The organism is Lysinibacillus sp. BNK-21 (assembly GCF_048684915.1).
Classification (GTDB): domain Bacteria; phylum Bacillota; class Bacilli; order Bacillales_A; family Planococcaceae; genus Lysinibacillus; species Lysinibacillus capsici.
In genome coordinates this window covers 1,524,772-1,539,383 of the sequence record NZ_JBLQTS010000001.1, presented here as the reverse complement: position 1 = coordinate 1,539,383, position 14,612 = coordinate 1,524,772, and the positions used below count along the sequence as shown (strand labels likewise).

At 37.3% G+C, this 14,612-nt stretch carries 15 protein-coding genes and 1 riboswitch; of the genes, 5 read left to right on the top strand and 10 right to left on the bottom strand.

Annotated elements, in window-relative coordinates:
- Position 1 precedes the first annotated feature (1 nt).
- Together aroQ and ACMGGO_RS07755 are read right to left on the bottom strand one after the other, a co-directional pair.
- Complete coding sequence (aroQ, locus tag ACMGGO_RS07760; protein WP_004231111.1) at positions 2–436, bottom strand: type II 3-dehydroquinate dehydratase; 435 nt, start codon at positions 434–436, stop codon at positions 2–4.
- A 122-nt stretch (positions 437–558) separates the two neighbouring features.
- Positions 559–984, bottom strand: a complete 426-nt coding sequence (locus ACMGGO_RS07755; RefSeq protein ID WP_048392286.1) for a hypothetical protein — start codon at positions 982–984, stop codon at positions 559–561.
- A 112-nt stretch (positions 985–1,096) separates the two neighbouring features.
- Here ACMGGO_RS07755 and ACMGGO_RS07750 point away from each other — a divergent pair, with 112 nt between their 5' ends.
- A complete protein-coding gene (locus tag ACMGGO_RS07750) occupies positions 1,097–2,068 on the top strand; it encodes a DUF1385 domain-containing protein (protein WP_048392285.1) in 972 nt (323 codons plus the stop codon).
- Positions 2,069–2,104: 36 nt separating this feature from the next.
- On the opposite strand, the gene ACMGGO_RS07745 is transcribed toward ACMGGO_RS07750, so the two are convergent.
- The 5 genes from ACMGGO_RS07745 to ACMGGO_RS07725 form a co-directional block, all read right to left on the bottom strand.
- Positions 2,105–2,839, bottom strand: coding sequence for an ABC transporter permease (locus ACMGGO_RS07745; protein WP_420281752.1), 735 nt, complete (start codon positions 2,837–2,839; stop codon positions 2,105–2,107).
- Positions 2,836–3,561 (bottom strand): ABC transporter ATP-binding protein, encoded by a 726-nt coding sequence (locus tag ACMGGO_RS07740; protein WP_420281751.1) that lies wholly within the window; start codon positions 3,559–3,561, stop codon positions 2,836–2,838. Before ACMGGO_RS07740 ends, ACMGGO_RS07745 begins: the two co-directional genes overlap by 4 nt.
- Positions 3,551–4,018, bottom strand: a complete 468-nt coding sequence (locus tag ACMGGO_RS07735; RefSeq protein ID WP_420281750.1) for a DUF3021 domain-containing protein — start codon at positions 4,016–4,018, stop codon at positions 3,551–3,553. Before ACMGGO_RS07735 ends, ACMGGO_RS07740 begins: the two co-directional genes overlap by 11 nt.
- Before the next feature lie 10 nt (positions 4,019–4,028).
- Positions 4,029–4,469: a LytTR family DNA-binding domain-containing protein gene (locus tag ACMGGO_RS07730; protein WP_048392281.1), complete on the bottom strand. Its 441-nt coding sequence runs from the start codon at positions 4,467–4,469 to the stop codon at positions 4,029–4,031.
- A 457-nt stretch (positions 4,470–4,926) separates the two neighbouring features.
- The gene (locus tag ACMGGO_RS07725) at positions 4,927–5,853 is read right to left on the bottom strand and encodes an alpha/beta hydrolase fold domain-containing protein (protein WP_420281749.1); all 927 of its coding nucleotides are present in this window, start codon (positions 5,851–5,853) and stop codon (positions 4,927–4,929) included.
- Between the two features lie 466 nt (positions 5,854–6,319).
- Here ACMGGO_RS07725 and ACMGGO_RS07720 point away from each other — a divergent pair, with 466 nt between their 5' ends.
- Both ACMGGO_RS07720 and ACMGGO_RS07715 read left to right on the top strand, forming a co-directional pair.
- Positions 6,320–6,826 (top strand): helix-turn-helix domain-containing protein, encoded by a 507-nt coding sequence (locus ACMGGO_RS07720; protein ID WP_066038258.1) that lies wholly within the window; start codon positions 6,320–6,322, stop codon positions 6,824–6,826.
- On the top strand, positions 6,823–7,665 hold the full coding sequence (locus tag ACMGGO_RS07715; protein ID WP_066038259.1) for an IS3 family transposase: 843 nt from the start codon (positions 6,823–6,825) through the stop codon (positions 7,663–7,665). The genes ACMGGO_RS07720 and ACMGGO_RS07715 overlap by 4 nt, the downstream gene beginning before the upstream one ends.
- A 62-nt stretch (positions 7,666–7,727) precedes the next feature.
- Here ACMGGO_RS07715 and ACMGGO_RS07710 read toward each other — a convergent pair whose 3' ends face one another.
- From ACMGGO_RS07710 to ACMGGO_RS07700, 3 genes are all read right to left on the bottom strand, one after another.
- A complete protein-coding gene (locus tag ACMGGO_RS07710) occupies positions 7,728–7,880 on the bottom strand; it encodes an IS3 family transposase (protein WP_081010949.1) in 153 nt (50 codons plus the stop codon).
- Between the two features lie 412 nt (positions 7,881–8,292).
- Positions 8,293–10,863, bottom strand: a complete 2,571-nt coding sequence (locus tag ACMGGO_RS07705) for a vitamin B12-dependent ribonucleotide reductase (RefSeq protein WP_066036346.1) — start codon at positions 10,861–10,863, stop codon at positions 8,293–8,295.
- A 200-nt stretch (positions 10,864–11,063) separates the two neighbouring features.
- The gene (locus tag ACMGGO_RS07700; RefSeq protein WP_081010955.1) at positions 11,064–11,843 is read right to left on the bottom strand and encodes a lipoate--protein ligase family protein; all 780 of its coding nucleotides are present in this window, start codon (positions 11,841–11,843) and stop codon (positions 11,064–11,066) included.
- A 263-nt stretch (positions 11,844–12,106) separates the two neighbouring features.
- Here ACMGGO_RS07700 and ACMGGO_RS07695 point away from each other — a divergent pair, with 263 nt between their 5' ends.
- Together ACMGGO_RS07695 and ACMGGO_RS07690 are read left to right on the top strand one after the other, a co-directional pair.
- Positions 12,107–12,493 carry a rhodanese-like domain-containing protein gene (locus ACMGGO_RS07695; RefSeq protein ID WP_004231073.1) on the top strand — a complete coding sequence of 129 codons (387 nt, stop codon included), beginning with the start codon at positions 12,107–12,109 and terminating at the stop codon, positions 12,491–12,493.
- 524 nt (positions 12,494–13,017) lie between these two features.
- A riboswitch (glycine riboswitch) is annotated at positions 13,018–13,094 on the top strand.
- A gap of 152 nt (positions 13,095–13,246) precedes the next feature.
- Positions 13,247–14,584 carry an amino acid permease gene (locus tag ACMGGO_RS07690; protein WP_349531903.1) on the top strand — a complete coding sequence of 446 codons (1,338 nt, stop codon included), beginning with the start codon at positions 13,247–13,249 and terminating at the stop codon, positions 14,582–14,584.
- Positions 14,585–14,612 lie beyond the last annotated feature (28 nt).

Below are 14,612 nucleotides of genomic sequence, written 5' to 3'. Positions count from 1 at the left end.
ATCAATTCTCCCTCTCGATAAATGTACGTAGTGCCAGTTCATAGCCTTTCGTACCTAGTCCACAAATTTGACCAAGGCAGGCCGGAGCAAGATAGGAATGATGTCGGAAAGCCTCACGTTTGTGGATATTGGAAATATGTACTTCGATAACTGGCACAGAAATACCTGCTATCGCATCATGCAATGCGATGCTTGTATGGGTATATGCACCAGGATTAAAGATAATACCATCATATTTTTCGTCCTCTGCTTCATGCACCCAATCTACTAGTACCCCTTCATGATTGGATTGACGAAATTCAACTGTAGCACCTAAAGAAGCCGCAAGATTTTGAACATTTTCTCGAACATCATCCAATGTTTCATGTCCATAAATATGTGGCTCTCGTTTACCAAGTCGATTTAAGTTCGGTCCATTCAAACATAATAACTTCACGCTTCTATTCGCCTCTTTCTATGTACTTGCCATTTATTTTATCATACACCGTGCATTCAGCAACTAATTTCAACTAGTGGTGCCATAAATATCCCCTTAAACGAAGGGGATATTTTGTACCTTCAACTTTGTTTTTGTGCTGTATGTTCCTTCTGATGGAAATTGGCGGTTTCAAGCAAGAAACGTAATAAACAAATAACGGTCACCATAAAGGGAATCGACAGTTTTTTAAAAGACGTAAGCTGTAATGGTAAATCTAAAGCAATCCATTCCAATGAGATGGTCACCAATAGACCTAATAAAAGGGAAGAAAAAACAGCTGGGATGATATATACATAGCGCATAGTCATGTATAAAAATAAGCCGATAATAAATAGTAGAAAAATAAAAAAGGTCCATTGAAATAATTTGGAGCTTTCTTCAAACCAATTCCATTTTTTATAAAACCCTATCGGATGCCATTTAATGAGATGGAAATAATGTAAACCTTTTAAGCACAGCGCTAAAACAAGCGCATTGACAAGTGCTGTAATTGTCGCTACTTTCACCCTATACCTCTCCTTTATGCACACTAATTATTTCCTAAAATGTACGATTAGTGTAGCCATATAGAAAATTTACTATGCGTAACGGTAGAGGTTTTTCACTAAATTTAGTACAATGGTACAGTTGAAATATATAAAGAGAGTGGTGTTAGCCTTGAGCAATTCACCTGTATACGGGGGACAAGCACAATTAGAGGGTGTGATGTTCGGAGGAAAGGAACATACTGTTACAGCCATTCGTCGTAACGATGATTCCATTGATTATTATCATTTCAAAAAAGTACAAAAACCTTTGTTACAAAAGCTTAAAAAAATCCCATTTGTACGAGGCGTTGTCGCGCTAATTGAATCCGCTGGCTTAGGTTCTCGTCACATGCAATTTGCTGGGGATCGCTATGATGTGACACCTGGTGAAGAGGAAGATCATAAAGAAGAAGGCTCTAAACTTCAAATGATACTGGGCGTTGCTGTAGTAGGTATTCTTTCCTTTCTATTTGGAAAATTTGCCTTTACATTAATTCCTGTTTTTATAGCTGATTTTTTCTCAAAATGGATTGAAGGAAAAACGGGACAAATTTTACTGGAAAGCGGTATTAAATTATTGTTACTGCTAGCCTATTTATATTTTATCTCGTTAACCCCCCTCATTAAACGAGTATTTCAGTACCATGGTGCAGAGCACAAGGTGATAAATTGCTATGAAGCTGGATTAGACATTACCGTAAAAAATGTTCAAGCTCAATCACGCCTACACTATCGTTGCGGCAGTAGCTTCATATTATTCACAGTGTTCGTTGGGATGTTTTTATATTTCTTTGTGCCTACAGATCCACTGTGGCTTCGTATTTTAGATCGTATTCTATTAATTCCTGTTGTTCTAGGGATCTCATTTGAAGTCTTACAAGCGACAAATGCCTGCCGTAATATTCCAGTGTTACGCTTCCTTGGCTACCCTGGCTTATGGCTCCAATTACTAACAACTCGTGAACCGAAGGACGATCAAGTAGAAGTAGCGATTGCTTCCTTTAATATGCTACGCCAAGTAGAGCAGCAACCTGAAATCGCTGCGACATTAAATCATGATTAATAAAAAAGGCAGCCCAACGTCGGAGCTGCCTTTTTTTCATGTTGTACTGCCTTGCATTTTCTGCTTAAACATAAAGATGGCGAGAATTGTCATAATTATTGTATAACCAATGACAACAATAAGTGAATAAAACACATTCGCATACTCTGCATGTAAGATAGCCCTAGCTGCATTGACTGCGTGCATGAAAGGTAAAAGTTGCGCAATCTTTTGAAATGTTCCACCAATCATATCTAATTCGAACCATGTTCCACTTAACCAAGTTGTCACATTAACAAAGATGGCAAATATCCCTCCTACCTGCTTATCTGTAAATAATGTCCCAAATAATAATCCACAACTAATATAGAGTGGTGAAATTATTAGAAGTACAAGAATCATAAAGAGGATAGACTTATTAAATGGCAACCCTAAAAACATGGCGGTAGCTAAACAAACAAAAATTTGTAGCAGAGCTATTGGTAGTAAAGGTATCATATACCCTAAAATGTAATCAGCGGCAGACAAAGGAGAAACAAAAATCCTCATTAAAAAGGATGAACTTTTATCTTTTCCTAGTAACATTCCTGAAAACAGTGTGAGAAAAGAAAAACTAAATACAATGACGCCCGGTGTTAGGTTATTCATTTCATATAAAGCAAATGGCATATTTTTTTGCATAACAGAAAATAAGCCCAATAAAAGAATTGGTAAGCCTATACCAAATAATAAAGTGATTGGATCACGGACAATCTCTTTATGATTCCTTGTTGCAAACGCAGCTACCCTCACAATAACGCCTCCTCTGTTTTTTCCAAGAATACCTCTTCTAAAGAATGCTTGCCTGTTTCACTGATCAATTGTTGTATCGTGCCTAGTGCACATATTTGCCCATGATGCATAATTCCTACACGATCAGCCAAAGCCTCTATCTCTTCTAAATAATGGGAGGTCAAAATAATCGTGACATGTCCTTTTAAGTGCTTCAATATGTTCCATACATCATTCCTTGCCCGTATGTCCATCCCTAAAGTCGGTTCATCGAGGAACAATACCTTTGGGTTTGACATTAAAGCCATTGCTACACTTAAACGACGCTGGTAGCCGCCAGATAGTGTCTTAGCCTTGTCATGCTGATGTGGTGTCAGTCCGAATAAGGCCATTTTGTCATATACTTGTTGTTGTGCTTTTTCTTTTTCGTGGCCATAAATCTGACTGAATAATAATAGATTTTCATATACCGTTAAATTAGGCGCAACGGCCGTTTCTTGGGGAGAAATATTAATAACTTGTTTTACAGCCTGTGGATTTTGCACAATGCTTTTTCCATCTATTGTGGCATCCCCCTCTGTAGGTGAAAGGAGCCCACACAACATTTTGATTGTGGTTGTTTTGCCAGCGCCATTTTGTCCTAAAAGAGCAAAAAGTTCACCTTGATGGATTTGTAAATTTAATTGATTAACGACTACACGCTCTTTATAAAGCTTTGTTAAATCTCTTATGTTAATCATCATGCTCTTCACCTCGATTAGTAAGAATCGCATTAATTTTTTCTATGTCACGTTGTGAAAATCGATATTGTAAAACCCATGTCACAATATAAGTTCCGAGAAAGCTGGCTACGAGAGAAAAAATATTAGCCATTGTTTTTGGCATCCATAGTAGCGTTACAATCGGTATCCAAATCATTGCCGTTATGAAAAAGTGGACCAAATATTGCTTCAACATTCCCCAGCTAGCCATTTCAAAAATAAGTGCTGCAAGAGCAAAGGTAATGCCAATAACACCCGTTAATAGAATTTGAGTAATTATTGCACTTATTTCATCTGTAAAGTAAGCACGAAATTCTGGCACCACCCAAACATATTTTCCTTGCCCTATGCCCATTGATACAAAGAATTGCACAATTTGTCCCATTACTATACCGATCAAAAATCCACCAATAATACGTGTTAAAATGTCTTTTCGCATATTTATCACCTCAGATTCCTAATTGCTTCTTAATTTTGCTTACATAACGCCTAGAAGCGTATGTTTTCGTGCCATTCTTCAATTCAACTCCGATTGTACCTGTTCTACTAATGTCCATATGCTTGATCATGTAGCGATTGACTATTTCAGCATTTGAAATACGGAGAAACATTTGAGGATTGAGCTTTTCCTCCAGCTCATAAAGACGCAAACGTACCGTATAAACACCGTGAATGCTCTGGACACAAACCTTTTTTTGCTCTGTATAAATACGCACGATCTCCTTACTATCGATCAATTCAACGCCTTTATGGGAGAAAGCTAATAAAGTGCTTTCTGCTGTCGTAGTAATAATTTGCATAAGATGCTCAATGTCATCAGTCATTTTATCTGTGAGAATGATTACTTTGGGTTCTTTATATGTAGGGTCAATCGATATTTCCACCTTCATATGATCACTGTCCTTTCTACGCCTCACTATAAATTTTTCCATACATGTTGTAAATGGATTATCGACAACTGGTCGTTATCAAGGAATAAGTGGTAATCTCAAAGATTCTGGCGAACAATAAAAACACCCTTTAGATAGGCCTATCCAAAGGGGTTAAACGTACAATTTAGCTTACTTAGAATCTTTTTTTACTTACTAGTAGGGCTGTAAAAAAACACCCATCATATTCAGGAGCTTTTAAAATATTGGAGGTAAGCTCTAATGATTGATTAAATTTTCCCAAATCAATTGCAGTGATTGATTGTTTTGAGACACCAACTAATTTTGACAAATCCTTCTGCGATTTCTGCAATTCACAAATTTTATTTTTCAAACATCTACAAATAAATAAACCTTGCTAAAAATGTATATAGAAAAAAACGTATTTTGAATGGCTCAAAACACGTTTTTCTGTGAATTATTTACTTAGGATATTGATAATCTTCTGTTGCGCATCCACTGCCTCAGGGATCGGCATCACAACAAACACATGATTCATCTTAGGATAAACAAAGGTATTGATTGCAACGCCTTGTTCTGTTAGCTTTTCATCAAACTGTATTGCATCTGGATATAAGCTTTCGTGGGACCCAATAAAATGAGTTATCTTGCCAACTCCTTGAAAATCGCCATAAATTGGACTAATTATTGGATCCTTTAGAGCTTTATCAGCTGCCCATATTTTTGTTATGACTTCCATTCCTTCACTAGCTAACATGGGATCGTTTTCTTCATATTCCTGAATAAGTGGATTTTCTAAACTCATATCAACACATGCCGACAATAAAATAATATCTTGTGGTTGAGGCAGACCGTCTCGCTTCAACAGTTGAATTAGACCAAGTGCTATATTTCCACCTGCTGAATCTCCTATAATGGTTAATTGATTGGAGCTTTCAATAGATGCTAGAATCTCTTTATATAAGCTGAGCATCTTTGGGTACGTATCTTGATAGCTAAAATGAGGGACTTTTGGATAGATAGGCGCAATAACTTTTGCATTTAAGGCTTGTGCCATTTTATCCATGAACAACCAGTGTAAATTTAAAGGTTGATTCGTCCAAGCTCCACCATGAATATAAAGAATCACCATTTGTGATGAAGACTTTTGGTCATTTAAAATAAAAACCTGCATATCCTCGAATGTTTGCTCCTTCAAATCGCTTAAAAAATTGACATCCTCCCCAATCACATAGGGGTGAATATTTTCTGTTCCTCTTTGCTTAATAAATTGTTGAGCATTTTCAATACTAGAAAAGCTCTTTTTATTACTTTGTGAAAACAATAATTTTTCAAATTGCACACTCTCTGCAGATCGTTCTCCATTAAAAATTTCTATACTCATGTTTTTCTCTCCTTTTATTGTTCATTCTGTTTCCAAACATGTAATGATTAATAAAGTGATGCGCCAAACCACTAAAACTGAGTCTCGAAGATGGTAAAATGCATCTTTTTAGCGAACTTTATTTTAATTCCATATTTTGAAGAATACTCCTTCTAAAATCTATCATCAAATAAAAAGACCTTCCTGATGTAATCCCTAAATGTAAAGAGCATTGATTGTGCTGTATATAAAAAGCTGCCATTTTGAAACAAAATGACAGCTTTGTTGTTGAAAAAAGATGATGTCAACAGCAGAAAAAGTAACTTTGCAAGGTGAGAGGTTGATTTCCGTTCCGCCAGCGTCCTTTCCAGGGGGCGTCCGATGAGCCGCTTCACTCACTTCCGTTCGCTGCAGGGTCTCATCTGTGACGCTATGAACTGCACCCAAAATATTGGACTTAAAAAATCTAATATAGGGGGTGCAGTTAGTGATTTCTGATGAACAAAAGTTAGCCGCAGTTCTAGCTTACATTGAAGAAAAGGAAAGTACGTATCAGATTGCCAATAGATTACAGAGGGATCGACAGTACGTTCGATTATGGATTGAATTATATCGATACCATGGCATTGAAGGAATTATTCGTCCTCAAGGGTTCACGAATTACGAAGATTCTTTTAAAATAAAAGTAATTCAACACCTGATAGAGACGGGCGATTCGCTCCTTCAGACTGCTGCGAAGTTTAATATTCCTTCTCGTGAAACCATTCGGAGATGGAAAAAACAGTGGATGTCCAAGGCTGGAAAGGTGCTCTATCAAATAGAAAAGGAGCACCAATCAATGCCAAAAAAACAACCACCTTCGTCTGATTTAAATGAAAAAACAACGGAAGAGTTAAAAGCGGAAATTGAGTATTTACGGATGGAAAATGCCTATTTAAAAAAGTTGAAAGCCTTAGTTCAAGAAAAGGAAGCATTCAAACCGAAGAAAAAATGAGAGCTGTGTATGAGCTAAGGCTGGAATTTCCACTTCAAGCTCTATTAAAAGTGGCAAAAATCAAGAAAAGTACGTATTATTATCATCTTCAAAAATGGGTAAAACCAGATAAATATCAGGCGATCAAAGAACGAATCCAGACACTTTTTCATCACCATAAGGGGCGTTATGGCTATCGTCGTATTTGTCTTGCCCTCCGAAATGAAGGTTTTTTCATCAACCATAAAACGGTACAACGATTGATGCAAGAATTGGGCTTAAAAGGGACGGTACGCCCTAAAAAATACCGTTCGTATAAAGGGACAGTCGGCTATGTCGCAGAGAATGTCATCCAACGTGATTTTGAAGCCACTGCATCCAATCAGAAATGGGTAACCGATGTCACAGAGTTTAAAATAAACGGTCAAAAAATCTATGTATCGGCTGTATTAGATTTATTCAATCGAGAAATCGTTGGATATGAGGTATCAAAATCACCTAATTTTGAGTTAGTTCAACAGTCTTTTAAAAAGGCGTTTACGTATACAAAGTTATCGAAAAAGAGTGGCTTAATCATTCATTCTGATCAAGGATGGTTATATCAAATACCCCGTTTTAAAGCGTTATTGACAACGCATGAAATCAAGCAAAGTATGTCACGGAAAGGAAATTGTTTAGATAATGCCGTAATAGAAAGCTTTTTTGGTATTCTGAAATCAGAATTTCTGTACACAACTACGTTTAAAAACTATGTAGAATTTACAAAAGCATTAGCAGATTATATTTACTATTACAATCATGAGCGGATTAAAAGAAAACTCAACGGAAAAAGTCCCGTTGAGTATCGAAAAGCTTCGTAAAAAAGTTTATATTTTTGGGGTCAGATCATATTGGTAGTGACCCCTTAAAGTTAGAGTTTTATTTATGCAGCTAATTGGCTGGCATAAGTTCGGTATTTTACTGAACTCATGCCGGCCAATTTTTGTTTAATTCGATCATTATTATAGTAATCGATATACTTTTCTATTTTCTTCTTAAACGCTTCGTAGGAGATCAATTCTTCTCTGTAATACATTTAGCCAAAGAAGTTCTCCATGGCCGCATTGTCTGCACACGTTGCTTTACAGACATGCTTAGGAAAATCTTATTTTGCTTGAATGTTATCACCAATGATGTTGATAGTGCCACCCCTGGCTTGAATGAATTGCTGCACAAAATCATTTCATTTAGTTTATTTAATGTATCTAACAACACTTCTTTTTATTGTACTAACATTCCCCTACAACTCAACAAGAGTCGCCTAATTGAAGTAATTTGCACCTCAAAAAATTCTTCTTGTTATACAGCCAATTATAATTTTAGATGTTCTGTTTGTGTTAGACATGAAAAATACCCCTCTAGATAAAATATCTAAAGAGGTATTTCATTGCCATTATATAGATCGCAACTTTATTTCAAAGCCACAACAAATTAATTTAAAATATTAATTACAGACCGCATTTCAACTGTGCGCCACAGTTTGTACATGTATTACAGCCGCCCATTTCTTCGACTGTGCCTTTACGGCATACTGGGCATGTATTCCCAACGTCTGAGCCAATAACAGTTGTTGACTCTAACGCTTGAATCGTATCTACTAATACGACTGGACGTTTTGTATGTTCTTCAACCAATTCCTCTTCAAATGAAAGTTGATCCATATCATTTTCTTCTGCTTTTAGTGTAAGTACTTGTGAATCACGGCTACCGTCAACATAGACCGTACCACCTTTAGCGCCACCTTTATATAGTCGCTCGTACACTTTTTCAACTTGCTGTACTGTATAGCCTTTTGGTGCGTTTACAGTTTTAGAAATAGATGAATCGATCCATTTTTGAATAATACATTGCACATCCGCATGCGCTTCTGGTTTTAGCTCCATTGCTGTAACGAACCATTCTGGAAGCTCTTGCTCATTTACTTCTGGATGATGGTTCAGATATTCTTGGACAATTTCAGCTTTTACTTCAATGAATTTACCTAGACGACCAGAACGATAGTACGTGAAGGAGAAGTATGGCTCAAGACCTGTTGCTACCCCTACCATTGTTCCTGTTGACCCTGTTGGTGCAACCGTTAATAAATGTGAGTTACGGATTCCAGTCGCTAAGATTTGCTCTTTGATATGAGCAGGCATTTTTCGCATAAAGCCTGTCTCTGTAAAGGCTTTACGTAAACGAGCTGTTTCTTCGTCTGTAGCACCTACTAAGAATGGGAAGCTACCACGCTCTTTCGCAAGCTCTGTAGACGCCTCATACGCAGTTTCAGCGATTGTTTTAAAGATTTCATCGACTAACGCATTACCTGCTTCTGAACCGTATTCTTTTTCACAGTAAATCAGCAAATCGGCTAAGCCCATAACGCCTAATCCAACACGACGTTCACCAAGAGCTTGTACACGGTTTTCTTCTAAGAAGTAAGGTGTCGCATCAATCACATTATCCTGCATACGAACACCAACACGAACTGTTTCACGTAGTGCTTCGTAATCAACTGATTGATTTTCTTTATTCGCAAACTGTGCTAAATTCACAGCAGCTAAGTTACACACAGAGTATGGTGCAAGTGGTTGCTCGCCACATGGGTTCGTCGCTACAACACTTTGACCGTATGCCTTTGCATTTGTCATGTCATTGGCGTTGTCAATGAAGAAAATACCTGGCTCTGCCGAGTATGTTGCACATACATTAATTAAATTCCATAACTCTTTTGCTTTAATTGTACGGTATGTGCGGACTTTATAGCCCATTTTCTCCCATTCACGAACATCACCAACTTCATGCCATTTCGTGTTGTAAACGCTCATTTCTTCCTTTGTATATTCTTCAACAGCTGGGAAACGAAGCTCGAAGTCAGCATCTTTTTCAACTGCTTCCATAAATTCTTTTGTTAATGTCACAGAAATGTTGGCACCTGTTAAAAACTCTGGGTTATGAACAGTGTACGTGCCACCATCACGTAATTTATTTTCAGCCTCACGAATGATCGCTGTATCAAATCCACCTAAGCCTTCAATGTTTTTATAATTCACGATGCCTTGATACATCGCTTCTTCTTGCATAGAAAGTGGCTTGAAGTTTAATTTTTCTTTGGCTAGACGGATGATTGTTTCATCCGTTGTATTTTCGATCAGGTAACGCAGAATACGTGGATTTTGCATTTTGGAAATAATAAACTCCACAATATCTGGATGCCAATCTGCTAGCATAATCATTTGTGCGCCACGACGTGATCCACCTTGCTCCACAAGATGTGTCAATTTAGCAATGTCATCTAACCAGGAAACAGAACCAGATGATTTACCGTTTACACCACGAGCTAATGTGTTGCGTGGACGTAATGTTGAACCATTTGTTCCTACACCGCCACCACGGCTCATAATCTCCATTACTTGCTTACGATGATCACTGATACCTTCACGAGAGTCAGCGACAAATGGCATCACGTAACAGTTAAAGAAAGTTACATCTGTTTCAGAACCAGCTCCATAAATCACTCGTCCAGCTGGAATGAATTTCAAGGATACTAATTGCTCATAAAATTTTTCAAACCATTCTTGACGTTTTTCTGGTGTTTTTTCAACAGCGGCAAGGCCCGTTGCATTTCGTTTTGCAATTTGTTCATAAAATATCTCAAGAGGCTTTTCTAACACGTCAATTGAACGCGTAATCACACCCGTTTCTTGCTCTTGCGGATCGTCTAATGCGCTACGATAATCCTCTTCAATCAAAATCTCTGCTGTTTTTGTAGACATGTCCAATTTTTGAATTGTCCCTAAACCACGTGCAGGAAATTTCGGATCAGCTTTTACCGTTAATACAACAAAGTCGCCGGCTTTCAATGTTTTCTTTTCTGTGTCTTTAAACGAATAGCGATCGATCATGACAAGTCTTGATACACCTTTGTGTGTAATATGCATATCAGATGTTACGGGGTGTACCTGCGGGAATTGTTCAATATCTTTGTTTAACTGTTCAAATTGATTGTTTACTTCGGGTTGATGATTTGTGAGTACCATCGTTTAGCCTCCCTTGTTTTCTTCATTACAAAATAAATACACAATATCTTGTGTCGTTAAACACTACATATTGTGTATATGTCTTTAAAAAAGATACTATATATAGTTTTTTAATTCAACTCTTGCTTTTTTTAATAGATTCAGAACTACTTGTTATGACTAGGATTGAACGTTAAAAAATATTTTTTTCATACCATTTTTTACTTTTTAAAGTTCCACTCATCTGAAGCATATTTTTTTTCTTCTAAAGCTTGGACATATTCTAATTGCTCCTCAGAAAGTGTAAATGGTTTTAATTCAATTTGCAACGATTTTGCAAAGCCATCTCTAAAAGCTGTCACACATTGTTCAACTGTCACTGGCTCTTTTACAAGACTGTTGATGGCAACAGCCTTTTCTGGTAGCTTTCTACGCATACGATTCTTCGCTTCTTCACTGGAGAAATTAAATACGGATAATAATTTCTCTTGATCCAAATCTAATAAAATGGCGCCATGCTGTAAAATGACACCCTTTTGACGTGTTTGAGCACTTCCAGCTATTTTTTTCCCTTCTACGACAAGTTCATACCAACTTGGTGCATCAAAGCAAACAGCACTTTTTGGACTCTTCAGGTCCGCTCTTTTCTCCTCTGTATCAGGTACACTAAAATAGGCATCCATACCTAGGTTATGGAAACCTTGCAAAATTCCCTCACTTAACACACGATATGCCTCTGTCACAGATTCTGGCATATTCGGATAGCTTTCCGTCACAATGACACTATAAGTTAGCTCATGTTCATGTAGGACAGCTCGTCCACCAGTTGGTCGACGTACAAAACCTAAGCCTTGTTCACGCACAGCATCTAAATTAATATCTCTCTTAGCTTGTTGAAAATAACCAATGGATAATGTCGCAGGCTCCCACTCGTAGAAACGAATTACTGGTGGAATTAACCCCTCACTATGCCAATCAAGTAAGGCTTCATCTAGTGCCATATTAAAAGAAGGACTACATTTCCCTGAATTTAAAAAATACCAAGTTGTCATATGCTCATCTCCTACAAATATAAAATGATCCATCAGGCCCCACCTGTGGGTCAACTTTAACGAATATTATACTACAGTTCAAATTGCGAACGATTGCTTGTGTAACGAAAAAAGCGAATTCGCTACAACCTAGTTAATTTTATCAAACTCATTGGACTATCGCTAGCGCATCTTTTATAATAATAGAGAAGATAGAAAGGGGTAAGAAAATCTTGGACATACTTATCACAATCGGTGTCGTTTTAGTAGTCACAATTGCATATATCGGAATTAATGCACTACGACTCAAAAAAGCCGTAACCAACCTAACACAAGAGCAATTCATAGAAGGCTATCGTAAAGCCCAGCTGATCGATGTTCGTGAGCAAAAAGAATTTGATGCTGGTCACATTCTTGGTGCACGAAATGTGCCTTCGACAACACTACGTCAACGTTATAAAGAAATCCGCCCAGATTTACCAGTATATCTATACTGTCAAAATACAGGCCGTAGCTCACGTGCTGCACTATTTCTTAAAAAACGTGGGTACAACCAAATTTACCAACTTCAAGGTGGTTTCAAAACTTGGACAGGTAAAATAAAAGCAAAAAAATATTAATGCTCTCATCAAAAAAAGTCGTCTCAAAGTACTATGAGACGGCTTCTTTTTTAAAAAATTCAGAGTTTCTACTATATTATATCTATTTCAAATGATGCTGTACGAGCTTCATGTCATTAAAATAAAAAAGTAAAGCAACAAAACGCATTATAGTCCCCTTTTTTGATACAAAATCTACTTTGAACGAGTTCGCTACTTGAGTCGGGTCCTCATAAAAATGAGCGCTTTGATGTCTTTTTGGAGCGGTTTTCACTTATGTTTGAGCACTTCGAAAGCTACGTTGAGCACTCTTCCAATAAACCACCTCATATTTAAAAACTCCTTCACGAAACACTTTGTATGACCAAAAATACTATTTTTCGTTAGAGATATGCCAGTTACGAACCCTATTCTTCTATTTTTCTGAAAATAGTTAAAATTTATTGTTGAATAATTTTAGAAGCACTGTTAGGATGTATAATATCTTACAATAATAATTCATTATCAAGTTAATAAGCTATGAATGCTATGGATCAAACTATAGCAGGAGCAGTTCTGGAGAGAGCGCACATTGCGTCGCCGAAGGGTTCACTATCTCAGGCAAAAGGACAGAGGAGTAATACAGCTTTTATAAGCGATGCTACACCATTTCATGTAGACATCTGCGAATAAATGGTATTTGTTATTCTGACGTTTTTCCGAGACTAGTGTCACAACTAGTCTCTTTTTATTTTTCCAGTCATAGTTTTTTATGCATCTTTGAGGGGGATTAACGTGGAACAGCAACAATTAAAACGAGATTTAAAAAATCGCCATGTACAGCTTATTGCCATTGGTGGAACAATTGGGACTGGTTTATTTTTAGGCTCTGGAAAAGCTATTGCCTTAGCAGGGCCTTCGATCATCCTAGCCTACTTAATTGTAGGGACAGCGCTATTTTTTGTGATGCGTGCCTTAGGTGAATTGTTACTATCCAATGCAGGCTACACTTCATTTACGGATTTCGCATCCGAATACATAGGGCCTTGGGCAGGTTATATCACCGGTTGGACATACTGGTTCTGTTGGATTATGACTGCGATGGCAGACATTATTGCGGTGGGGGTTTATACACAATATTGGTTTGATATCCCACAATGGGTGCCAGCCATTGGTTGCCTCGTATTGTTATTACTACTAAATCTATTAACTGTTAAGCTTTTTGGTGAGCTAGAATTTTGGTTCGCTATTATTAAAGTTATTACAATTGTAGCACTTATTATTATTGGTCTTATTATGCTAGTAACTGGCTTTCAAACTAGCTCAGGAACAGTATCTGTTGAAAACCTGTGGGCACATGGAGGCATGTTCCCAAATGGAATATACGGCTTTTTAATGGCCTTCCAAATGGTTGTCTTTGCCTTTGTTGGTGTGGAATTAGTGGGGGTTTCAGCAGCTGAAACAGCAGATCCTCAAAAAAATATTCCTTCTGCCATTAATAAAATTCCATTTCGCATTTTACTTTTCTATGTAGGGGCATTATTTGTCATTTTATGTATTAACCCATGGTATGAGATGTCTGCTTCAAGCAGCCCCTTTGTCCAAGTGTTTACATTAGCAGGTATACCGATTGCAGCTGGTATTATAAATTTTGTTGTGCTTACTTCAGCGGCTTCAGCAGGTAACAGTGGGTTATTCTCCACAAGTCGGATGCTCTATAATCTTGGTAACAATAAACAGGCATCTCCAGCATTCGCCAAACTCAACAAAAACAGTGTACCAAGTAATGCACTCGTTATTTCTACTATTGTTGTATCAGCTGGTGCTCTGTTAAGTAAGTTGATGCCAGAGAACGCCTTTAGTGTTGTGACGACGATTAGTGCAATTTGTTTTATATGGGTGTGGAGCATTATCATCATTTCGCACATTATCTACAAACGAAAAAAACGTGCTTTACATGAAGCTTCAATCTTCAAAGCACCACTGACACCTTTTATCAACTACGTCGTGCTTGCGTTTTTCGCCTTTTTATTAATGGTGATGTTTATTTCTGAGGCTACGCGTACAGCACTGCTGTTAACACCAATTTGGTTTATCGTTTTATTTATTATTTATAAAATGAAAAAAAGATGACTTCAGACTAAGCGCTGAAATCATCTTC